Annotated in this window: 22 protein-coding genes and 1 pseudogene; 20 read left to right on the top strand and 3 right to left on the bottom strand. The window is 42.9% G+C overall.

Annotated elements, in window-relative coordinates; translation table 11 throughout:
• Window positions 1-28: 28 nt before the first annotated feature.
• The 7 genes from pilW (at window position 29) to der (ending at window position 7,592) form a co-directional block, all read left to right on the top strand.
• Complete coding sequence (gene pilW, locus CF596_RS05950) at window positions 29-838, top strand: type IV pilus biogenesis/stability protein PilW (RefSeq protein WP_004975096.1); 810 nt, start codon at window positions 29-31, stop codon at window positions 836-838.
• The gene (locus CF596_RS05945; protein ID WP_096901520.1) at window positions 829-1,638 is read left to right on the top strand and encodes a helix-turn-helix domain-containing protein; all 810 of its coding nucleotides are present in this window, start codon (window positions 829-831) and stop codon (window positions 1,636-1,638) included. Before pilW ends, CF596_RS05945 begins: the two co-directional genes overlap by 10 nt.
• A gap of 22 nt (window positions 1,639-1,660) precedes the next feature.
• Window positions 1,661-2,782, top strand: coding sequence for a flavodoxin-dependent (E)-4-hydroxy-3-methylbut-2-enyl-diphosphate synthase (gene ispG / locus CF596_RS05940; RefSeq protein ID WP_004975100.1), 1,122 nt, complete (start codon window positions 1,661-1,663; stop codon window positions 2,780-2,782).
• 3 nt (window positions 2,783-2,785) lie between these two features.
• Window positions 2,786-4,081 (top strand): histidine--tRNA ligase, encoded by a 1,296-nt coding sequence (hisS, locus tag CF596_RS05935; RefSeq protein WP_004975101.1) that lies wholly within the window; start codon window positions 2,786-2,788, stop codon window positions 4,079-4,081.
• A 30-nt stretch (window positions 4,082-4,111) separates the two neighbouring features.
• Entirely contained in the window at window positions 4,112-4,813 is a 702-nt protein-coding gene (locus CF596_RS05930) for a tetratricopeptide repeat protein (RefSeq protein ID WP_096901519.1), read from the top strand.
• Window positions 4,813-5,961 (top strand): outer membrane protein assembly factor BamB, encoded by a 1,149-nt coding sequence (gene bamB / locus CF596_RS05925; protein ID WP_096901518.1) that lies wholly within the window; start codon window positions 4,813-4,815, stop codon window positions 5,959-5,961. Before CF596_RS05930 ends, bamB begins: the two co-directional genes overlap by 1 nt.
• A gap of 218 nt (window positions 5,962-6,179) precedes the next feature.
• On the top strand, window positions 6,180-7,592 hold the full coding sequence (der, locus tag CF596_RS05920; protein WP_004975107.1) for a ribosome biogenesis GTPase Der: 1,413 nt from the start codon (window positions 6,180-6,182) through the stop codon (window positions 7,590-7,592).
• Between the two features lie 92 nt (window positions 7,593-7,684).
• Here der and CF596_RS05915 read toward each other — a convergent pair whose 3' ends face one another.
• Entirely contained in the window at window positions 7,685-8,458 is a 774-nt protein-coding gene (locus tag CF596_RS05915; RefSeq protein WP_096901545.1) for an SDR family oxidoreductase, read from the bottom strand.
• Window positions 8,459-8,565: 107 nt separating this feature from the next.
• On the opposite strand from CF596_RS05915, the gene mazG reads away from it, so the two are divergent.
• The 9 genes from mazG to yjgA all read left to right on the top strand — a co-directional run bounded on the left by mazG (window position 8,566) and on the right by yjgA (window position 15,276).
• Complete coding sequence (gene mazG / locus CF596_RS05910; protein WP_004975111.1) at window positions 8,566-9,327, top strand: nucleoside triphosphate pyrophosphohydrolase; 762 nt, start codon at window positions 8,566-8,568, stop codon at window positions 9,325-9,327.
• A 16-nt stretch (window positions 9,328-9,343) separates the two neighbouring features.
• Entirely contained in the window at window positions 9,344-9,811 is a 468-nt protein-coding gene (locus CF596_RS05905; protein WP_096901517.1) for a ComEA family DNA-binding protein, read from the top strand.
• Window positions 9,812-9,940: 129 nt separating this feature from the next.
• Window positions 9,941-11,407, top strand: coding sequence for a polynucleotide adenylyltransferase PcnB (gene pcnB / locus CF596_RS05900; RefSeq protein ID WP_096901516.1), 1,467 nt, complete (start codon window positions 9,941-9,943; stop codon window positions 11,405-11,407).
• Window positions 11,404-11,892 carry a 2-amino-4-hydroxy-6-hydroxymethyldihydropteridine diphosphokinase gene (gene folK / locus CF596_RS05895; protein ID WP_004975118.1) on the top strand — a complete coding sequence of 163 codons (489 nt, stop codon included), beginning with the start codon at window positions 11,404-11,406 and terminating at the stop codon, window positions 11,890-11,892. The genes pcnB and folK overlap by 4 nt, the downstream gene beginning before the upstream one ends.
• Before the next feature lie 49 nt (window positions 11,893-11,941).
• Window positions 11,942-12,751 (top strand): 3-methyl-2-oxobutanoate hydroxymethyltransferase, encoded by an 810-nt coding sequence (gene panB / locus CF596_RS05890; RefSeq protein ID WP_096901515.1) that lies wholly within the window; start codon window positions 11,942-11,944, stop codon window positions 12,749-12,751.
• A gap of 1 nt (window position 12,752) precedes the next feature.
• Window positions 12,753-13,598 (top strand): pantoate--beta-alanine ligase, encoded by an 846-nt coding sequence (gene panC, locus CF596_RS05885; protein ID WP_004975122.1) that lies wholly within the window; start codon window positions 12,753-12,755, stop codon window positions 13,596-13,598.
• A 24-nt stretch (window positions 13,599-13,622) separates the two neighbouring features.
• Entirely contained in the window at window positions 13,623-14,474 is an 852-nt protein-coding gene (rapZ, locus tag CF596_RS05880; protein WP_096901514.1) for an RNase adapter RapZ, read from the top strand.
• Window positions 14,471-14,740: an HPr family phosphocarrier protein gene (locus CF596_RS05875; protein ID WP_026438354.1), complete on the top strand. Its 270-nt coding sequence runs from the start codon at window positions 14,471-14,473 to the stop codon at window positions 14,738-14,740. Before rapZ ends, CF596_RS05875 begins: the two co-directional genes overlap by 4 nt.
• A 2-nt stretch (window positions 14,741-14,742) precedes the next feature.
• Window positions 14,743-15,276, top strand: coding sequence for a ribosome biogenesis factor YjgA (gene yjgA, locus CF596_RS05870; protein WP_004975130.1), 534 nt, complete (start codon window positions 14,743-14,745; stop codon window positions 15,274-15,276).
• Window positions 15,277-15,385: 109 nt separating this feature from the next.
• On the opposite strand, the gene CF596_RS05865 is transcribed toward yjgA, so the two are convergent.
• Both CF596_RS05865 and CF596_RS05860 read right to left on the bottom strand, forming a co-directional pair.
• Entirely contained in the window at window positions 15,386-17,032 is a 1,647-nt protein-coding gene (locus CF596_RS05865; protein ID WP_096901513.1) for an acyl-CoA synthetase, read from the bottom strand.
• Between the two features lie 202 nt (window positions 17,033-17,234).
• On the bottom strand, window positions 17,235-18,263 hold the full coding sequence (locus CF596_RS05860; protein ID WP_096901512.1) for an AraC family transcriptional regulator: 1,029 nt from the start codon (window positions 18,261-18,263) through the stop codon (window positions 17,235-17,237).
• 121 nt (window positions 18,264-18,384) lie between these two features.
• Here CF596_RS05860 and CF596_RS14995 point away from each other — a divergent pair.
• From CF596_RS14995 to CF596_RS05840, 4 genes and pseudogenes are all read left to right on the top strand, one after another.
• Window positions 18,385-20,169, top strand: a pseudogene (locus CF596_RS14995) (neutral/alkaline non-lysosomal ceramidase N-terminal domain-containing protein).
• 125 nt (window positions 20,170-20,294) lie between these two features.
• Entirely contained in the window at window positions 20,295-20,501 is a 207-nt protein-coding gene (locus CF596_RS05850; RefSeq protein WP_197704856.1) for an FAD-binding protein, read from the top strand.
• A 35-nt stretch (window positions 20,502-20,536) separates the two neighbouring features.
• Window positions 20,537-21,151 carry an IS607 family transposase gene (locus tag CF596_RS05845; RefSeq protein ID WP_075167936.1) on the top strand — a complete coding sequence of 205 codons (615 nt, stop codon included), beginning with the start codon at window positions 20,537-20,539 and terminating at the stop codon, window positions 21,149-21,151.
• On the top strand, window positions 21,148-21,770 hold a 623-nt coding region (locus CF596_RS05840; protein WP_143228674.1), incomplete at its 3' end, for a helix-turn-helix domain-containing protein. The genes CF596_RS05845 and CF596_RS05840, both read left to right, overlap by 4 nt.

Raw genomic sequence — 21,770 nt, 5'->3', positions numbered from 1 at the left:
TCGAACGAAGACGCAAAGGGGATGTCCATTGAATAAGCCTGTATTTAAAATCGCACAAATTACAACTGTTTGTATTTCGGCAATTTTTGCTGCAGCTTGTCAAACCACAGCTCCAACCTTAGGGCAAAAAGACCCTGAAAAAGCGGTGCAAGTACGTACGCAGTTGGCAGCAGAATACTTAAAAAATGGCGATTTAGACTCAGCCAAACGCGCACTTGATCAAGCTTTGGAAAGCGATTCACGTGATTCCACCGCTAATATGATGATGGGCGTGTTGCTGCAACAAGAAGGCAGCAAGCTGAATTTAGAAAAAGCCGATGCGTATTTTAAGCGTGCCATTGCCGCTGACCCAAAAAATGCACAAGCGCGTAACAACTATGGTACGTATTTATATCAAGTAGAACGCTATAATGATGCGATTGAGCAGCTCAGTATTGCAGGTGCAACACTGGGTTATGATCAACGCTTTAGAGCATTGGAAAATGTAGGTCGTATTTACTTGAAATTAGGCGATATAGAGAATGCCGAAAAGTCATTCAAACAAGCCTTGCAAGCCAATCGCGATTCTTATGTTTCAATGTTAGAGTTGTCGGAAATTTTATATTTAAGACAACAATTTGCACCCGCGCGACAATTGTATGAACAATTTGTACGTGCTGTGGGGCAAAAAAATCAGGGTGCGCGTGCCTTATGGATTGGGATTCGTTTAGCACGTGCCAATGGCGATCAATTGGGAACTCAGGTTTTAGTGAACCAGCTGCGTGCATTATTTCCCAATAGCCAAGAATACCAACGTTATTTGCAATTACAGTACAGTACTGAGGCCGTATGGAAGTAAATCCTAATTCACCGCAACCCACACAGGGGACAACGCCTGTACCCCATGCATTAGGAAATGTTCAACGTCCAGGTGAGTACCTTCGTCAAATTCGCGTCAATCAAAAACGCGAACTGGATGATGTTTCAAAAGATTTGAAAATTCCATTAAAAACGCTGATGGCGCTAGAGCAAGACGAATATACCGCTTTGCCTGAAGCGACCTTTATTAAAGGTTATTATCGTACCTATGCCAAATATTTACAGGTCGATGCTTCAGCCATTATTCAGCGTTTTGATGAAATTTATGCCAACGATACAGGGTTGTTGCCAAATCACGCCTTGAACAATTCACCCATCAAAATTATGGGAAAACTGCCAGGCTCTAACCGCGATCGCAATAAAAAGTGGCTCACACGTATCGCTGTGATTGTGGCGGTATTGCTGTTGTTGTGGGCATTGGTCGCGCTAATTCAAAACTGGATGTCGTCTGGTCAAGAGGGTGCAGAACCTGAAATTGCAGTACTGCAATCCGATGTGCAAATCATTTCTGACAATGCGACAGGCAGCACGCCTGCACTTGCTTCGGGCGATCAGCTGAATTTGCAATTTGCTCGTCCAACTTCAGTGCATATTGTTGACGCTACTGGCAATGTTTTAGCGACAGGACGTCAAGCCTCTACTTTAAATTTACAAGGCGAAGCCCCATTTCAAATTCGCTTAGATGATGCGACTGCTGTGTCATTAAGTTTGAACAATGAGTCGATTTCATTATCGCCATATACTGTGAACGGAAAAGCAGAATTCCGTTTATCTCGATAATGCAGCAAGGTAGAGCGATATCATGATTGTAAATCCAATTCAACGCCGTCCGACCCGTAAAATTCGTGTGGGTTCTGTCTATGTGGGTGGTGATGCGCCCATTAGCATCCAAAGTATGACCAATACGGAAACCTGCGATGTTGCTGCAACCGTGGCGCAAATTCAGCGTTGTGTAGATGCGGGCGTAGACATCATGCGTGTTTCTGTGCCGACCATGGAAGCTGCAGCTGCATTTGGTGAAATTCGAAAGCAAGTATCTGTGCCGTTGGTGGCAGACATTCACTTTGACTATAAAATTGCGTTGGCAGTTGCTGATGCGGGTGCAGACTGTTTGCGGATTAACCCGGGTAATATTGGTTCGGAAGCTAAAATTCGTGAAGTCGTAGCTGCTGCCAAACATCATGATATTTCTATGCGGATTGGTGTGAATGCGGGATCGCTAGAAAAAGATATTCAGAAAAAATATGGCGAGCCGACAGGCGCAGCATTGCTAGAATCTGCCATGCGTCATATTGATATTTTAGACCGTCTAGATTTTCAGGAATTTAAAGTTTCAGTCAAAGCATCGAATGTGTTTTTAACCATGGATGCTTATCGTTTGTTATCACAACAAATTGATAATCCATTACATTTGGGCGTAACTGAAGCAGGTATTTACCGTACAGGTACCGTAAAATCTGCAATTGCTTTGGGCGGTCTGCTCATGGAAGGCATTGGCGATACCATGCGTATTTCACTTGCGGCAGAACCTGAAGATGAAGTTAAAATCGGTTTTGATATTCTAAAATCTTTAGGTTTACGCTCTAACGGGATTAATTTTATTGCCTGCCCAAGCTGTTCACGTCAGGAATTTAACGTCATTTCTGTAATGCAGGCATTGGAGGAGCGTTTGGAAGATATTCGTACTCCAATGGATGTATCGGTCATTGGTTGTAAAGTGAATGGCCCAGGCGAAGCTAAAGAAGCTGATATTGGTGTGGTGGGCGCAAGTCCGCGTTCATTGGTTTATCGTAATGGTGAAAAGAGCCATTTAATTGATACCAATCAACTCGTTGATGAAATCGAAAGCATGGTTCGTCAGCGTGTTACAGAGCTTGAACAAGCTAAATCTAAAGAGATTATTCGTACAAATTTTTCTGAGTAAGTCATGAGTTCAATTGTTGCAATTAAAGGTTTTAATGACATTCTTCCAACGCAAACACCTGCGTGGAGACGTCTAGAGCAACATTTAGCATCTTTAATGGATGCTTATGGTTATCAACAAATTCGTTTGCCAATGGTTGAGCAAACCAATTTGTTTAAGCGTTCAATTGGTGATGCGACCGATATTGTTGAAAAAGAAATGTACACATTCTTAGACAAGGGTAATCCGCCTGAGTCTTTGACTTTGCGTCCTGAAGGAACTGCAGGTTGTGTACGTGCCATGTTAGAGCACAATTTGCTACGTGGTGCGACACCGCGCGTGTGGTATATCGGCCCAATGTTTCGTTATGAAAAACCGCAAAAAGGTCGTTATCGTCAATTCCACCAATTTGGTGTAGAAACTTTTGGCGTTGCAACACCAGATATGGATGCCGAACTTATTTTAATGACTGCGCGTTTATGGAAACGTATGGGCGTTGCCGATAAAGTTCGCTTAGAGTTGAATACGCTGGGTGAGTCGGATGAGCGCGCAGCGTATCGTGCCGCTTTGGTTGAGTTTTTGGAAGCGCACAAAGCCGATTTAGACGAAGATTCACAGCGTCGTTTAAGTACTAACCCACTGCGTATTTTGGACTCGAAAGATGCTAAAACGCAAAGCATCCTAGAAAATGCTCCAAAATTGCATGATTTTATGGGTGAAGATACGCTGAATCACTTTGCCCAATTACAGCAGTATTTAACCGATGCAGGCATTGAGTTTGTGATTAATCAAAAACTGGTACGTGGTTTAGATTATTACAATAAAACCGTTTTTGAATGGACAACCACGCATTTAGGTTCGCAAGGCACAGTTTGTGCAGGCGGGCGCTATGATGGTTTGGTTGGGCAGTTGAAGGGTAAGGCAGATCAGTCCGTACCTGCCGTGGGCTTCGCCATGGGCATTGAGCGTTTATTGTTGTTGCTTGAGCAAGTCGAAGACAATACGCCTGTACGTGATTGTGAAGTATTCTTGTTGGCAGATCCAACAACTCAAGGCAAGGCGTTGGTTTTAGCTGAGCAAATTCGTGACCAATTCGAACAAGCGGGCAGCCAGATTCGCTTAAAAGTTGGTTCACAAGGCTCAATGAAAAGCCAAATGAAAAAAGCCGATCAATCAGGTGCAATCTATGCCTTGATTTTTGGTGAGCGCGAAGCGGAAGCACAGCAATTGGCAGTGAAAACCTTGGCAACTGCTGAGCAAACGACTGTTGCAGTGACCAAAATTGTGCCTTTCATCATTGAAAAATTTTCTTCACAATAAGCCAAATAACATAAGGAAAAGGGTAATCCAATGAGCGCATTGAGTGATGACGAACAACTTGATAGTTTAAAATCGTTTGCGAAAAAATATGGTTCAGCCATGATTAGCGGGATTTTAATTGCGTTGATTGCCTTTTTCGGATGGCAATATTGGCAGAAAAAAACCTTGGCAGAGCAGCAAATGAATACTGCTAAAGTGCAACAACTGATGGATGATGCACGTACAGCAGAAGGCAATCCAGATGCCTTCAGTCAATTGTCTGCAACTGCTGATAAAATTGTGAAAGAAGCCCCTGATTCTGCGCAAGCTATTCAAACTCAATTCTTAATGGCTAAACTCGCTTACGATCAGCAAGATTTTGCTGCCGCAGAAAAAGCCTTAAAGAAAGTTGAAAACTCTAAAGTAAAAGACCAAGGCTTAGTGCAATTGGTTAAGTTGCGTTTGGCTTATGCACAGTTGGCGCAAAAGAAATACGATGAAGCTATTCAAAGTTTGGCCGCGGTGACTGATCCTGCATTTAAAGCGACTGCAGATGAAGCGCGTGGCGATGTTTATGTCGCGAAAAATGACCGTGAAAATGCCCAAAAAGCCTATCAAAGTGCATGGGATACTTTGGTGGAACGTAAACAAGAACGTCAAATTTTACAAATAAAACTCGAAAGTGTTGGTGTTTTGGTGGATGATCCTGAAATTGAACGCCCAGTATTAGAAACACAAGTGGATGAGAGCTAATGAATAGAAAGTATAAAATACCGTTTGCACTGACCGTTTTAACCCTCGCTTTAGTGGGGTGTTCTACCAATAAAATTAAAGTTGCAGAAGTTAAGCCAAATCCACTGCCAAAACTTGAGCAAGCACAAAGTCTAGTTCCTGTATTTTCACAAAGCGTTGCATCGACTACATCAGCCGATCCACTGCGCCTGCAATTAGATGCCGAAAACGGGGTAATTTATACTGTTGATCCTAAAGGTGAGATGGCAGCCTATCAAGGCAAGCAACGTCTTTGGCAAAAACAAGTGTCTAAGCAAGGCTTAACTGCAGGTGTCAATGCTGCTGATGGCATTGTGGTTGCAGGAAACAGTAAAGGACAATTGTTTGCTTTAGATCAGCAAACAGGTGAGCAAAAGTGGGTTGCACAGTTAACAGGTGCAATTCTTGCGCCATCGTTAATTCAGGCGGGTCGTGTGGTGACTGTAAGTAATGACGGCACGGTATATGCACACAATGCCGAAACAGGTCAGTTGGTGTGGACTTACAACTTGCCAAACGTGCAATTTAGTTTGCGTGGTATGGCTGCACCTGTGGCGCTCGATTCACGTACTGTACTGATTGCTTCTGCAAATGCCTATGTCTATGCACTGGATATTGTTACAGGCGTACCACGTATGCAGCGCCGCGTTGCCATTAGTGAAGGCCGTTCAGACATTCAACGCTTAAATGACATTGATGGCGACCCAGTGGTTGCTGGTCAATTCTTGGTGACCACAAGCTACCAAGGTCAGGTCACCGTATTGGACTTGGCTTCACAACAAGTGATTTGGAGTGAAGATGCAAGCAGTACCAAACGTCCAGAAGTTGCGGGGAATGGTGTATTTGTCAGCACTGCAGATGGTAAAATTGCAGCTTACGAAATCACATCAGGACAAGCACTTTGGGAAAATGACAGTTTGCTCAACCGTCGTTTATCTAATCCTGTGTTGTTTGGACAATATTTAGTGGTCGGTGATTTAGATGGTGTTTTACACCTCATTGATCCAAGCTCAGGGCAACTGGTTGGACGTTCAAAAACCAATGGCGAAGTCCGTTCATTGCGTGTAATTGACAATCAACTCTATGTCGCAACGCAAAAGGGCGCATTAAGCGTTTGGCAGAACCGCTAATTTTGTTCTGACTTTTATGCTAAAATAGTTGTCCGTATTTTTACGCGGGGTAATTGAATCATCAATGCCCCGTGTTTTTATTTAATAGAGTGGTCGATGTTCTCTCTGTCGTTTGCGTGGTCGCAACGCTGAACCCAACATCCATACTCTGTTCTTTCTTCCACAGTTTCGGATGTACAGACCATTGAAACTGACTGATCTTGAATAAAGGTTAATCTATGAAACCCGTAATTGCGCTCATTGGTCGTCCGAACGTCGGAAAATCAACGCTGTTTAACCAGATTACCAAGAGCCGTGATGCACTTGTTGCCGACTTTGCAGGTCTGACACGTGACCGCAAATATGGTGATGCAACCTATCAAAATAAATCTTTCATTGTGGTCGATACTGGCGGTATTGGCGAAAGTGAAGGTGGCATCGACTCTTACATGGCTGAACAATCTAAAACAGCCATCCATGAAGCCGATATGATCATTTTTGTGGTCGATGCACGTGCAGGCTTGTTGGCATCGGATGAGCAAATTGCGCGTGAATTGCGTACTTTGGGCAAAAAAGTATTCTTGGTGGCGAACAAAGTAGATGGCGTACATGCCGAAGCCGCTTTGGTTGAGTTCTTTAAACTGGGTATGGGCGAGCCATTGCAAGTGGCTGCCAGCCATGGTCGAGGCGTTCAGCAAATGCTGGAAGACGTTTTGGCAGATGTTCCTGAAGATGAAAACCCAGATGCACATGATCAAGACACAGGTTTGCGTTTAGCCATTATTGGACGTCCAAACGTGGGTAAATCGACACTGGTTAACCGTTTATTGGGTGAAGAACGTGTAGTGGCATACGATCAGCCAGGTACGACACGTGACTCAGTCTATATTCCGTTTGAGCGCAACGAACGTAAATACACCTTGATTGATACTGCAGGTGTGCGTCGTAAAGGTAAGGTCGATGAAATGATCGAGAAATTCTCGATTGTGAAAACCTTGCAAGCCATGAAAGATGCACACGTGGTGGTGATTGTGGTGGATGCGCGTGATGGTATTGTCGAGCAAGATTTACACTTAATTGGTTATGCGCTTGAAGCAGGGCGTGCCATGGTGATCGCGATTAACAAATGGGACAATATGTCCGAATATGATCGCAAACAATGTAAGTTAGATGTTGAGCGTCGTTTTGACTTTATTCCATGGGCAAAAATCCACCTAATTTCTGCCTTGCATGGTACAGGCGTGGGCGATTTATATCCTTCTATTCATCGTGCTTATGAATCATCACACTTAAAAGTGTCACCTGCGAAACTGACTCAAATCTTGAATGATGCAACAGATGCACACCATCCACCCAAAGTGCAAGGTCGCGCCATTAAAATGCGTTATGCACACATGGGTGGACAGAATCCGCCAACCATCGTGATTCATGGTAATAAGGTCGATAAAACACCTGCAGATTACCGTCGTTATTTAGAAAACGTGTTCCGTAAAGTTTATAAGCTAGAAGGTACGCCTGTAAAAATTGAATTTAAAACTTCTGAAAACCCATTTGAAGGACGTAAGTCACAAGTGGATGAACGCACAGCCGCACGTCGTCGTCGTTATGTGCAGAAGTTTAAGAAAGCCGAGAAGAAGTTCAAGCGAGGCTAAGGCTTAAACTTTGACGTGTTTAATAAAAAATCCCGAATGTAAATTCGGGATTTTTTTTGAGCAACTTAATTTAAATATAGATAGATGTAGAATTAATGACGCTTCGCCAACAAGCTATTCGACAGACGATTTAACCATTGTGGGCTAATACTCGAAAGTTGCATTAGGGTTTTGGCTTTTAAACCGACCGCACGATGCGTATTGGTCAGAATCGAATCTTTAACCGTCGCTTGTTGATACACCACCTGGGCGACATCTTCTGTCGATAAATGCACGCCCATGTTTTGAATGGTGGCTGCATCCATATCTTTCACCATTGCAGTTTGTACAAATAGCGGCATGACATCTAAGACCCGAATGCCGTATTTTTGCCACTCTATATCTAAACCTTCCGTAATGCCACGTACTGCAAATTTGGAAGCAGAATAAGAAATTAAATCGGCTTGTCCATAAATCGCAGATGCCGAAGACAGGTTAATCACCCGTGCAAAACTTGCTTGTTTTAAATAAGGCAAAGCCGCATGACAACCGTTTAATACACCATTCACATTCACTGCCATAGTCCGATGATGCGCTTCTATGGGTGTGTCTTCAAATGCGCCTGAGTAGAGAATTCCTGCATTATTCACCAAAATATTCAATTCACCTGCCCATTGGCAAAAATCGGATAATGCAGCTTGCCAACTGGCATAGTCTGCTACATCAAGCAAACCTGCATGCGCACGCTCACCCAATTGTTCTGCCAATTGCTGTGCTTGTGTGAGATGAATATCATAAATACCGACACGGTAACCTTGCCGATAAAACAATTGTGCGATTGCCGCACCAATGCCTTGTGCAGCGCCACTAATCAAGATACTGTGCATTTGAACTTGCTCCCTGATGTTATTTTTGTTGTGCATATCGTCCTTGCCGTCTGAGCATAACAAAAAAATGGTGCATTCGTGCAATAAATTGAAATAAGGAACAACCCATGCAGCAATTGCTTTCAATCATGCAACAGTTACGTCAACAATGCCCGTGGGATCAAAAACAAACCCCAGAAAGTTTGACTCAATACGCAATTGAAGAAGCTTATGAAGTTGAAGCAGCAGTGCGTTCAGGCAAGGTGGATGATGTACGTGATGAGCTGGGTGATTTGTTGTTGCAAGTGGTGTTTCAGGCACAAATGTATAGCGAGCAAGGTGCATTTGATTTTCAAGATGTGGTACAAGCCATTTGCGATAAATTAATTCGTCGGCATCCACATGTGTTTCAGGCAGAACAGTTTGCGCAGCTTAGCGCAGAAGATGTCGCTGCTTTATGGAAAACCATCAAACAACAAGAAAAACAGGGTAAAGCAAAGTCACGTTTAGATGAGGTGAAACATGCACCCGCTTTGGTGCAGGCACAGCAAATTCAGCAGCATGCGGCACAATTGGGCTTTGACTTTCATACCGTGCAAGATGCGTATGGCAAGTTAGAAGAAGAATTGCAAGAATTACAACAGGCGATTCAACAGCAACAATCCGATGAAATACAGGATGAGTTAGGGGATTGTTTGTTTTCTTTAATCAATGTTGGGCGTAAACTTGGCGTGTCCAGTGAGTTGGCATTATTGGGCACAATTCATAAATTTAGAACACGCTTTGCTTACATTGAAGATCAGGCCGAATTACAACAAAAAACAATAGAAGATATGACTTTAGAAGAAATGGATCAACTTTGGGAGCAGGCAAAACAACAATTAAAATGACAGGTTTTGTGGCAACATGAATATATCGCAGCAATTAAAAGTTTCTTTTCGCTTTTTTTCTTTCGGATGGCAGTACTGGCTTGCATTGCTGTTATGCAGTATCAGTGTATGGACTACAGCACAAAATGTGCAATCTAAGCCTGCGCAGGTGGGTGGGCACAGCTATGATCAAAACTATTTAAAATGGAAAGCGCAGCAAGCCGCGCAAGATCAGCGTTTAAGTGCGGCTCAAACCACATCATCAAGCGCAGAACATTATTTAGCACGTCCTACTCAGCAAAGTGCGCATACAAATCAAGTGCGTTTAAATAGCGCTTCACTAGAACAATTGCAGCAATTGTCTGGGGTGGGCATGAAAAAAGCACAAGCGATTGTGGAATATCGAAAACAAAATGGAAAATTCCAAAGTATTGAAGAACTTCAGCAAGTCAAAGGGATTGGGTCTGCCTTATTTGCCAAGAATAAACACAAGTTGGCATTGTAGCTGCAAGCAGAATTTTAGCACTGCACATTGCAAAATTAGCATGTGAATCAAATTGCCCTTTGATTGTGTTAGAGATATGATTAGCGACATCTTATCTGTTTTACGTTCAGACGTAGGAGACAGCGTCTTTTGCAAACTTTGCGCGCGTCAAAATGTGGTTTATCTACCGCTCAATTACCTTCTTCCATTTTAGATGTTCTAGATGCTTTAACCAAAGCAGGCTATGAAGCTTATATCGTCGGTGGTGGAGTTCGTGACTTAATGTTAGGGCTAAATCCGAAGGATTTTGATGCCGTAACCAATGCCACACCCTCACAAGTGAAAGAAGTTTTCGGACGACGTTGCCGAATTATTGGACGACGTTTTGAGCTGGCGCATGTCTATGCAGGGCGTGAACTAATTGAAGTGGCCACTTTCCGTGCGCCACCGAAAAAAGCTGTGACTTCTGCGGCGGGGATGATTCTGCGCGATAATAACTGGGGCACAATCGAGCAAGATTTTGCCCGTCGTGACTTTTCAATCAATGCGTTGTATTACCAGCCACGCAAAGGCATCGTGTTAGATTTTTGCAATGCCGTAGATGATATAAAGCACAGAAACTTGCGTTTATTGGGCGATCCAACTTTACGTTTTGAAGAAGACCCAGTGCGTATGCTGCGTACTTTGCGTTTTGCTGCCAAATTAAATTTCAATATTGATCCAAAAATTCTTAAAATTTTTACGCCTGAAATGACGCAGTTATTGCGTGATGTATCGCCACACCGTTTATATGATGAGTCGCAAAAACTCTTTACGATGGGACATTTAAATAAAGTCCTGCCGATGTTGATTGAGTTTGGTATTTGGCGTCAGTTATTTGCCGACATCAAGCCAGACATCAACTCATTTATTGAACGTGCAGCAAAAAATACCGATCAACGGATTGCGATTGGTAAAACCATCAACCCTGCATTTTTCTATGCGGTGCTGTTGTGGCAACCGTTTTTAGAGCGTTGTGACTTTTATCTTTCTAAAGGTGTGGTGGCAGCCGAAGCGCGAGCCCAAGCAGGTTTAGATGTACTGAAACGTCAGGCGACACGTACCATTATTCCTCGTTTTGCTGAAACTTTTATTCGTGAAGTTTGGGAAATGCAAACCCGTTTATTGCAACCGAAACCACAGCAAATTGAAGCATTGTCTGGGCATGCGCGTTTCCGTGCAGGTTTTGACTTTTTATTACTGCGTGAAAAAGCAGGCGATAGCTCGACTTTAGGAATGGGTCAGTGGTGGGATGCCTACCAGCTTATGAGCACCGATGAAAAAGAACGTGCGATTGCCCAATATAACCGATTACGTGCCAAGAGCCGCCGTAAAACAGCGCAAGAACCTGTTGATGTGGCACCAGCAACACATGCTGCCGATATGCAGATTGAACCCTTGGTGAATGAGCCTGAGCCTCGTAGTCGACGTGCGCGTAAAGCCAAACAGTATGAAGAAAATCGGGCGCAATTGACTGCTACAGCAAACGGTTCAGGTATTGGTGCAGATCATCCGATTTTAAAACGTAAACGTGTGCAACGTGATTTAAGCCAAGTGATTTTTGGGCCAACACAATGAGCAACATCACCTATATTGGTTTAGGCAGTAATTTGGGCGATTCGCGTCAAATTTTGACTGAAGCGGTGCAAAAACTGGCAACTTTGGGGCAAGTGCAGACTTCTAAACTGTATCAAAGCCCACCAATGGGGCCACAAGATCAGCCTAATTATTTGAATGCTGTGGTACGTTTAGATACCGAACTTGAAGCCTTGGCATTGTTAGATGAATTACAGCGTTTTGAACAAGAGTCGGGTCGGGTGCGTTTACGTCATTGGGGTGAGCGTACGCTAGATTTAGACTTGTTGATTTATGCTGATGCCAACATTCAAAATGAACGTCTGACTGTACCGCATGTGGGGGTGTTAGAACGTGATTTTGTCGTCATCCCGTTGTTAGATTTGGATGCTAACTTAAGCGTTAAGGGACAATTATTAAAACACTCGCCATTGCTTGAACATCCGAGCTTAACTGTTGTAGATGCCAGCAATTGGGCAGGGCTATAAAGTTTTAAATTAAGCATGCGTGATGCTTTTTCCATAGAGGAATATTTTCATGATTAGTTTAAGTGACCTAAGAAAATTTAAAGCGGAAGGTCGAAAATTCTCCTGCCTGACTTGCTATGATGCAAGCATGGCGAAAGCAATGGAAATTGCTGAAATTGATACGATTTTAATTGGCGATTCTTTGGGGATGTCCATTCAGGGGCGTGACTCAACCTTGCCTGTCAGCGTGGCGGATATGGCTTATCATACTGCGGCGGTGCGTCGTGGTAATCAACATGCTTTTATTTTGACTGACTTGCCATTTATGAGTTATGCCACCTTAAATGATGCATTGCAAAGCTCGAAAGAGGTGATGCAAGCGGGTGCACAAATGGTCAAAATGGAAGGTGGTGCATGGCTCAGCGAAACCGTTGCAACACTGACCCGTAATGGTATTCCTGTCTGTGTACATTTAGGTTTAACGCCACAATCGGTGCATGTATTTGGCGGTTATAAATTACAGGCACGTACCCGCGAAGCTGCAGATAAACTGATTGCTGACTGTAAAGCTGTGGTAGAAGCAGGCGCGGCGATTCTGTTACTAGAATGTGTGCCAGCACAGCTAGGTCAAGAAATTTCTGCCTTGTTCCCTGAAATTCCAGTGATTGGGATTGGTGCAGGTGCAGACACTGACGGTCAGGTACTAGTGGTGCAAGACATGCTGGGGCTGACTTTTGGTCGTGTCGCAAAATTTGTACGTAACTTTATGAAAGAACAAGCGGGTGAAACTGCCATTTTGGATGCATTTAAAGACTATCATGCTGCAGTTCAAGATGGTTCTTTCCCTGCACGTGAACAAACTTTCCAAGTCGAGTTGTAATATGAAAACTGAAACCACAATTCAAGGCTTAGCGGCTTCATTACAGCCTGCACGCGCTGCGCGTAAAACCATTGGTTTTGTTCCGACTATGGGCAATTTGCACGAAGGGCATTTGACCTTAGTGCGCGAAGCGAAAAAAATATGTGATGTGGTGGTGGTCAGTATTTTTGTCAATCCAATTCAATTTGGCCCTAATGAAGACTTTGACAGTTATCCGCGAACTTTAGACCAAGACAGTCAATTGTTGGCAGAAGTCGGTTGTGACATTATTTTTGCGCCTTCAGTTGAGCAAATGTATGGCAGCAAACCACGTTTGACCAATATTTCAGTGAGCGAGATTACGGCAGACTTATGTGGCTTGCAGCGTCCTGGACACTTTGATGGTGTTGCGGTGGTCGTGACCAAGTTATTCAATATGGTACAGCCAAACTATGCTTTCTTTGGTGAAAAAGACTATCAACAACTGGCAGTCATTCGTCAGTTTGTACGTGACTTGAATATTCCGCTAGAAGTGATTGGTGTGCCAATTGTACGTGCAGCAGATGGTTTGGCACTTAGTTCACGCAATGGGTATTTGAGCGCTGAACAGCGTCAAATTGCACCGACAATCTATCAAAGTTTAAAGGCTGCTGCACAAGCATTACAGCAAGGTGAAACTTTGTCACAAGTGTTAGCGAATATTAAAGCAACATTGACAGCAGCAGGCTTTGTTGTGGACTATGTAGAGGCGCGTACAACAGAATTGCAGAAAATTGAAGCATTTAGTGAAGATCTGGTGTTGTTCGTTGCAGCAAAATTGGGCAATACACGTTTAATTGATAATTTGCAGGTCAAACATTCTGCATAGCTGGCAATAGAAGGGTTGCATGCCATGAAACGTATTTTGATCGTGACAGGTCAATCGGGTTCAGGAAAATCTTCGGCATTACAAGTGTTGGAAGATTTGGGTTATTACTGTATTGATAATTTACCTTTGGCATTGCTCCCCGAAATTGTGGATAAACTGGATCAGGAAAATAACTTGGAGCAGTTGGCATTGGGGGTAGATGTACGCAGCACCCGTGCCGACTTGCAAGAGTTTGATTTGGTATTTGAGCAACTGCAAAAGCATGGTTCAGTCGATATTATTTATCTGACCACGCAAGATCAGGAATTGATTACCCGTTTTAGCGCATCACGCCGTCCGCATCCACTCTCTAGCCGTTTTAAAAGCTTGAATGAATGTATTCAAGAAGAAAAAAACTTGTTGATGCCGATTCAGTTCCGCTCTACGGTGCATATTGATACCACGGACAAAAGCGTGCATGATTTAAAACATGTGTTGTTGTCTAAACTTGGGCAAACCGACAACCTGATTGTGATTTTACAATCCTTTGGCTATAAGCACGGAATTCCCTTAGATGCCGATTATGTGTTTGATGTGCGTCATTTGCCCAATCCCCATTGGGATTTGGAGCTAAGAAAACATTCAGGCTTAGATGCACCTGTGCAGGAATTCTTGCAACAAAGTCCGCAAACCCATGAAATGTTTCAGGACATCCACCAGTTTTTAGAAAAATGGTTGCCAGCCTTTGCCGAAGGGCATCGTCACTACATCACCATTTCAATTGGCTGTACGGGTGGGCAACACCGTTCCGTTTATATCGTAGATAGACTAAAAAAAGCACTTGAGGCAAAATGGTCTATTCAAGTCTTACACCGAGAAATGAAGCACTGGTCATGATTGACACAACTGTTGACGTAATTAATAAACTAGGTTTACATGCACGGGCATCTGGGAAACTGATTGAAGTGACCACCAAATTCCGTTCGTCAATCCAAATTGGTAAAGGCGACAAATTGGTTGATGCCAAAAATATTATGTCCTTGCTCATGTTAGGTGCAGGCAAGGGAACTACTTTACGCTTGGTGATTGATGGTGCAGATGAAGAAAAAGCTTTATCTGATATTCAAGCACTGTTTGCAGCAAAATTTTACGAGGCAGATTAATCGTGGCACGTCGACCGCAACGTTTTACCGAAGATGACTTTGAATCTTTAGAAGGGCGTGCAAGTAAAACCGAACAGAAAAAAGCCGTACAACGTATGGCTGCACTGGGCGAACAATTGGCGCAGTTAAGCGCCAAACAAATTCAGAAACTTCCAGTAGAAGAGCGTTTAATTGATGCTTTACTGGAATTGCAAAGCATTACTTCACATGAAGCACGTCGTCGTCAGTGTCAGCGTATTGGTAAATTGTTGCGTAATGAAGATGAAAGCGTAATTTTGTCTTATTTGACACCGCAACAAGGTGCGAAAAAAACCGCACAGTTACAGCGTTGGGTGGAACGAATTATTAAAGACGGCGACCCTGTGATTAATGATTTTAGTAAAACCTATAAAGCGGCTGAACGTCATACACTGCGTCAGCATGTGTTGCGTATCCACCGTGATATGAAACAGGAAGTGTCTGCGGAAGAACTTGAAGCATCTAAGCTCAAGTTGTTTAACTATGTGCAGCAAGTGGCTTTATTGTCAGAAAGCTAGATTAGCGTACCTTATCTAAGAAGATAGATAGCGTGAGCTGATGATTGCACAAAAAAACGACTCATGACGAGTCGTTTTTATTTGGTCTTAATATAGAGATTTTCAAATTTTAGCCAAACTCACCGACTGAACGCTCTTTGGCCCATTCACGCAGTACAAATTTTTGTAATTTACCTGTCGATGTTTTTGGAATTTCAGTAATCACCACATCCTTTGGTACTTTAAAACGCGCCAAATGTCGACTGCAATAGGCAATAATTTCTTCAGGGCTGACCTGCTTGCCTTCTTTCAGTTCAATAAAGGCACACGGGACTTCCTGCCAACGTGGATCTGGTTTTGCCACCACTGCGGCTGTCAAAACTGCAGGATGTTGATACAGCACCTCCTCCACTTCGAGTGACGAAATATTTTCACCCCCTGAAATAATCACATCTTTAGAACGGTCAGTAATTTTGGCGTAGCCATCGGGTTGGCAGACGGCTAAATCACCTGTATGAAACCAACCGCCTGCAAATGCTTCTGCGGTAGCTTTTGAGTTTTTCAAATAGCCTTTCATCACGATATTGCCACGGAACATAATTTCGCCCATGGTTTTGCCGTCTTTTGGTACAGGTTGCATGGTTTCTGGGTCTAAAACTTTCATGCCATCTTGCAGCGGATAAGGCACGCCTTGACGCGAATGTAATTGTGCTTGTTCTTGAATGGATAGGTCGCTCCAGCCTGCTTGAGAAGCACACAGCGCAGATGGGCCATAGGTTTCAGTTAAGCCATAAACGTGAGTTACGTTAATGCCAATATTGCGCATACCTTCAATAATTGCTGCTGGCGGTGCAGCACCCGCAACCATCACTTCAACACGGTGATCAAACTGGGTCTTTTTCTCCTCAGGGGTGTTGATGAGCATCGACAAGACAATTGGCGCACCGCAGAAATAATCGACTTTGTGCTCTGCAATTAATTTAAAAATCAGTTCAGGGTCGACTTTACGTAAGCAGATATTGGTGCCACCGTTGGCTGCCATCGTCCATGCAAAGCACCAGCCATTACAGTGGAATAGGGGCAGTGTCCATAGGTAGGTTGCACGTGGGGTCATCCCGCAGGCAATAATATTACTGGCTGCATTAATGTAGGCACCGCGATGATGATAGACCACGCCTTTCGGGTTGCCTGTCGTGCCAGACGTATAGTTCAGGCTAATTGCATCCCATTCATCTTGTGGCAAATGCCATTCAAAATTTGGGTCACCTGCAGCCAGCCAAGTTTCGTATTCAATCTGTCCGATGCTAAGGGCATTGGCAGCATGCTCATATTCTGCATCGTTGACATCAATCACGTAAATTTCATGATTGACCATCGCTAAGGCTTCTTGTGCCAAAGCCGCAAATTCAGGGTCAACCAAAAGCACTTTGGATTCTGCATGATCGAGCATAAACGCCAGTGTTTTGGCATCTAAACGAGTGTTTAGTGTGTTCAGCACTGCACCCGCCATTGGCACAGCAAAGTGTGCTTCTAGCATGGCAGGAACATTCGGAAGCAGCACCGAAACAGTGTCATTTTTGCTGATGCCTAAATTTTGAAGTTGATGTGCAAATTGGCAGCAGCGCAAATAAGTTTCGCGCCAGGTAATTTGACGTGAACCGTGAATAATCGCGTTTTGGTGCGGGTAAATATAAGCTGCCCGTTCTAAGTAACGTAACGGGGACAAGGCGACAAAGTTCGCAGGGGTACGCGGTAATTCATCGTATGCGCTGACCATTGTTATTCTCCATAATATGTGTCGTTATTTTATCCAACTTAAAAAGATAGGGATTTTATGACAGCTTTGCAGTTATGCTTTAGTCGAAAATCTGTTGTTTTTGTTTTGAATCGCTTGTAAGTACATTTAAAAAATAGTTTAAGTAAAATTTAGCAGCTATTTTTTATTCAATAAAAATAGTAGCTTATTGGAAAATATTAACTTATTCTGTCATTTGGCTTTTATAGAGTGATGGGCTGAGACCTGTCCAACGCTTAAATGCACGTCGAAATTCGCGTAATTCACTAAAGCCAAGTTGTTGGCTAATTTCAGTCATGCTCAAAGGCTGTTGTAGCAGTTGTTTGGCTTTATTTTCCAAAACGTGTTGGCGCAGGTTTTGGAAGTTGCAGTCTTCGGCAAGTAATTGTCTGCGTAAATGTCTTTCGCTCATTTGAAAATGTTGTGTCGCTTGGTGCATATCAAAGTGCTGAGGTAAATGCTGTTCGATTAGATAACTCAACACGTGTGCATATTGCTGTTGATTAATCGCCTGCATATCCTGATACGCTTGTTGGCAGACACGCAGGGCGGTGCTGTAATTGGCGGCACTAGAGGTTTTAATTTGGCGTCCTAAAATCTCTGGTCGGAACACCAAAGCATTCATGTATGATGAAAAGTGCAGAGGACATTGATAATGCACCTGATAAGCCTCTAAATAGTCGGGTTGGGCAAAACTAAAATGCACTTCGACCAAATCTTGATGATTGCCAAGCATGACGTCTAAGCAGCTAACAATACTGGAGAGGACTTCATCGAAAAAAAAGCGCAGTAAGTTCCCCGTGGGATAACGCTCTTTCATCACCAGTGTAGGAGAGGTCGAGGAAAAATCGTACTCCAAATCCATCACACTGCCTGAAATGGGATGGTACTGCAGTCCTGTCTGTAAGGCTTCTACAACATTTTGACTGGACACCATGGCAAAACCGAGCATGCCCATGGAAATCAGCCCCTTGTCACGTCCAATTTCTAAGCCTAAATGTGCACATTGAGTGTCTTGCAGGGCGCTTGTCACCACTTTGCAAATATCTTGAAATGAAACAAAACCATTGCCTTGGACGATTTGATCAAGATCTTGAGAAATTCCCTGAAACCATGGTTGATAGGGGATCTGTTGTTCTTTGGCGTAATGAATCAGACCTGACAATAAGGCAGGCGGCACGTGCTGCAGCAAGTAGTTTGAAGTTGCTGACATAAGTCCGATTATCCCCCCATGCCATTGTCGCTTTGACCCTTATTTGCCGTGATGCAATTTTGTTTAATGGCATTGATCAGCGTCATGACTGATTGTATAGATGAAAAGGAATACGATTGCAATGTATTTGGTGGGTTGGAATAAACAGGAAATTCATATTCAGCCAAAAGGGCTTGCCATGTTTGGTTATGGCAACTGGAAACATCGTGCCTATGAACAACGAACAGCTTTATTTGCCTGCAGTATTTGTATTCAAACCTTAGACAATGACTTATTAATTTTTTGCTGTCTGGATATGGGGTGTGTGACCTATGCCATGCGTCATTTAGCGATACAGCGTTTACAGCGTAAACTGGGGGAGCGTTTTCAGCCGCAGCGTTTGGTATTGATGGCAACACATACTCATTCTGCACCTGGCGGTTGTGCACATGAAGCGTTGTACAATATGCCCACACCTGGTTTTGTGCCTGAACATTTAAATGCAGTGGTCGATGCGATTGTGGGCGGTGTGCTCAAAGCTTTGGCGACCCAGAAAAAACCGATATTTATATGAGCAATGGTCGTTTTGCAGAAGAAACGCCAGTGGCATGGAATCGCTCTTTAACAGCGTATAACCGTAATCCTGATGTATCTCGTAGAACGCTGGAACAGGCACATTTGGCCTTAGATCGTGATATGCAATTGCTTGGTTTTTATCGCGAAGGTAATTTACAGGCAGTTTTTTCTTTATTTGGGGTGCATGCTACCTGTTTAAGCAGTCGTTTAAGCGCTCATGATGGTGATAACAAAGGTTATGCCGCACTTTGTACCGAGCGTGCACTGCAACAACGTGGGGTCAAAAATCCTGTGGTAATTTTTGCCCAAGCCGCAGCGGGTGATGTTTCTCCACATTATCATGGCCCTGAGCAGTCACAGGTACGTGCTGCAATGCGCGATGAAAAAAGAATACGAATATACACAGCAAAATGGTCGCTATCAAAGTGAATTGGCACTGAAAGCTTTGGCACATAGAGGTACGCCGTTAATGGGAGCTTTAGATGCTGTGTGCCATTATGTCGATTTAAGCAATATTGAAATTCCAGTTGAATTTGCGATGGGGCAAACAGATGCAAAAACCAGTGCAGCCTGTCATGGTGCAGCATTTTTTGCAGGAACACCTGTAGATGGTGCAGGTGTGGCACAACCGATTTTTAAAGGTATGCAATGGTTAGCGTAGCGAGTGAAAAAGAAAAAGTTGAGTAATCCTCAAGCTGCAGATTATACCTATTATCAACAGCTATATGCCTCACAAGGCCCCAAAGATATTGTGCTGGAATGTGGTTCTAAAACCATTTTTGGCAAGCCACTGAATCATTATCCTAAATTTTTAGACAAACTGATTGCAGAAATGAACAAGCAGGCCAGTGTAGGCGCAATTGATCATAGCTTGTTGGTACCGAATGTAGTGCCATTACAATTAATTAAAATTGGCGACTTAACCTTGCTGTGCTGTCCTGGGGAAATTACTACTGTTGCAGCTAAGCGGCTCAAAGTAACCGTACAACAAGAATTGGAATCGACTCAAAAAGTATGGTTGGCTTCATATTGCAATGATTATATGGGCTATGTGACCACCTTCGAGGAATATTAACAACAAGCCTATGAAGGTGGTCACACTTTATATGGACAGTGGACTTTGGCAGCGTTGCAAACTAAATTTCAATATTTCGCAGAGCAATTGAATTTGCCTATTCCACAACGCGATACAGCATCGTTATTACCGCCCGCTGTACCTTTGGATGAATTAGAAAAAAGAACATATCGTGACAGTTTGAAAGCTAATGCGCTAAATGAATTGTGGTTTTTTTATACATTGTTCCATGTGAAACATATTCTAAATCATGTACTAGTCAGGAGGTTAATCTAAATCAATATGGATAGAGAGGTCATTCATCTCATCCATGTGTCTCTATTTTTTTAATGCGGTACTTTAAAAAGTAACGCAAAACAAACTGCAATAAAAATAAATGCCACGCAGAAAAAGGAAGGATTATGAAACAGCGTTGGAGTAACTGGTCTGGAAAGCAAACAGCCTATCCAGACTTTTTACAGCCGAAAAATGTAGATGAACTGAAAAAAATTGTGCGAAAGCACGACAAAATTAGAATGGTCGGAGCAGGGCATTCCTTTAGCCCCTTAGCCACAACCGATGATGTGATGGTGAATTTAGATCATATTCAGGGGGTTAATAACTGCTAGTTGAAATCTACCTATTTCTATATTATTATATACAAATGAGTAGATATGTTAGTATTGGCGTTGCAGCTAAAACACTGGGTGTTTCCATCCAAACCCTAAGAAGATGGGATGAGGAAGGCACTTTAGTCGCAGATAGAACCCCAAAAAATCACAGACGTTACGATCTAAGCAAGATCACACCTGAACTTATCCATGATCTATCAATTCAGAACAGCCGAAAAACTATTGCTTATGCAAGAGTATCTAGTCACGATCAAAAGGCTGATCTTGAGCGACAAAAACAAGTTTTGGAAATGTACTGTGCCAAGCAGGGATGGACATTTGAGATTATTAGTGATTTAGGCTCAGGGATGAATTATCACAAAAAAGGGCTTAAGGCTCTTTTGGATGGAATTATTAATAATGAAATTGGTCGATTGGTTTTAACCCACAAAGATCGATTATTACGTTTTGGTGCTGAATTGGTTTTTGCTTTATGTGAAGCTCGGAATGTTGAAATTGTAATTATTAATCAGGGTGAAAATTTGAGTTTTGAGGAGGAACTGGCTCAAGATGTCCTGGAAATTATCACTGTATTTTCAGCACGATTATATGGAAGCCGAAGTAAAAAGAACCAAAAGCTAATACAGGCGGTCAAAGAAGCACTATGAGTCGATTTATACGAGGGCATATCATTGAATTGATGCCCAATAATAAACAAGCAAGCCATTTTGCTCAGGCAAGTGGTGTTGCTCGTTTGTCGTATAATTGGGCTTTAAGAGAGTGGCAGCGACAATACAAGGCTGATAAGGAATATCGAGATCAGTGTGAGTATTATGATGTTGCGGTGAATGAAATGCTTCTTAATAGACCTAAAGAGAGTAAATTAAGAAAGCACCTAAACACTTTTAAATTTGAAAAATATCCTTTCATGAAGAAAGTGACTAAGTGCGCACCACAGTTGGCGATTAAGCAGTTGGGTAGTGCTTTTGATAGATTTTTTAACGGCAAATCAGGATACCCCAAGCCAAGAAAAAAAGGCAAGGATGACCGTTTTTCATTATCAAATGATCAATTTAGCGTAAAGGGTCGGTCTATTAAAATCCCTAATTTGGGTTGGGTGAAAATGACTGAGAATCTGCGCTATAAGGGTAAAATTCTCTCGGCCAAAATATTTAAACAAGGTGGTAAGTGGTTTGTATCAATCGCTGTCGAACTCACCCAGATCGAAAAGCTTAAACCGAAAACAGGTTTAAGTATCGGTGTTGATTTGGGTGTCTCTAATCTTGC

It is taken from the genome of Acinetobacter sp. YT-02, from assembly GCF_002412355.1.
Lineage (GTDB): Bacteria > Pseudomonadota > Gammaproteobacteria > Pseudomonadales > Moraxellaceae > Acinetobacter > Acinetobacter towneri.
This window is presented reverse-complemented; position numbering and strand designations above follow the sequence as displayed.

Coding starts and splice junctions, on each gene's coding strand:
- CF596_RS05915 (WP_096901545.1), bottom strand. CDS start 8,458: ATGCACAGTATCTTGATTAGTGGCGCTGCACAAGGCATTGGTGCGGCA.
- CF596_RS05860 (WP_096901512.1), bottom strand. CDS start 18,263: ATGTCAGCAACTTCAAACTACTTGCTGCAGCACGTGCCGCCTGCCTTA.
- panB (WP_096901515.1), top strand. CDS start 11,942: ATGATTAGTTTAAGTGACCTAAGAAAATTTAAAGCGGAAGGTCGAAAA.
- CF596_RS05905 (WP_096901517.1), top strand. CDS start 9,344: ATGAATATATCGCAGCAATTAAAAGTTTCTTTTCGCTTTTTTTCTTTC.
- CF596_RS05945 (WP_096901520.1), top strand. CDS start 829: ATGGAAGTAAATCCTAATTCACCGCAACCCACACAGGGGACAACGCCT.
- CF596_RS05875 (WP_026438354.1), top strand. CDS start 14,471: ATGATTGACACAACTGTTGACGTAATTAATAAACTAGGTTTACATGCA.
- folK (WP_004975118.1), top strand. CDS start 11,404: ATGAGCAACATCACCTATATTGGTTTAGGCAGTAATTTGGGCGATTCG.
- rapZ (WP_096901514.1), top strand. CDS start 13,623: ATGAAACGTATTTTGATCGTGACAGGTCAATCGGGTTCAGGAAAATCT.
- CF596_RS05930 (WP_096901519.1), top strand. CDS start 4,112: ATGAGCGCATTGAGTGATGACGAACAACTTGATAGTTTAAAATCGTTT.
- CF596_RS05845 (WP_075167936.1), top strand. CDS start 20,537: ATGAGTAGATATGTTAGTATTGGCGTTGCAGCTAAAACACTGGGTGTT.
- ispG (WP_004975100.1), top strand. CDS start 1,661: ATGATTGTAAATCCAATTCAACGCCGTCCGACCCGTAAAATTCGTGTG.
- hisS (WP_004975101.1), top strand. CDS start 2,786: ATGAGTTCAATTGTTGCAATTAAAGGTTTTAATGACATTCTTCCAACG.
- bamB (WP_096901518.1), top strand. CDS start 4,813: ATGAATAGAAAGTATAAAATACCGTTTGCACTGACCGTTTTAACCCTC.
- panC (WP_004975122.1), top strand. CDS start 12,753: ATGAAAACTGAAACCACAATTCAAGGCTTAGCGGCTTCATTACAGCCT.
- CF596_RS05850 (WP_197704856.1), top strand. CDS start 20,295: ATGAAACAGCGTTGGAGTAACTGGTCTGGAAAGCAAACAGCCTATCCA.
- mazG (WP_004975111.1), top strand. CDS start 8,566: ATGCAGCAATTGCTTTCAATCATGCAACAGTTACGTCAACAATGCCCG.
- CF596_RS05865 (WP_096901513.1), bottom strand. CDS start 17,032: ATGGTCAGCGCATACGATGAATTACCGCGTACCCCTGCGAACTTTGTC.
- der (WP_004975107.1), top strand. CDS start 6,180: ATGAAACCCGTAATTGCGCTCATTGGTCGTCCGAACGTCGGAAAATCA.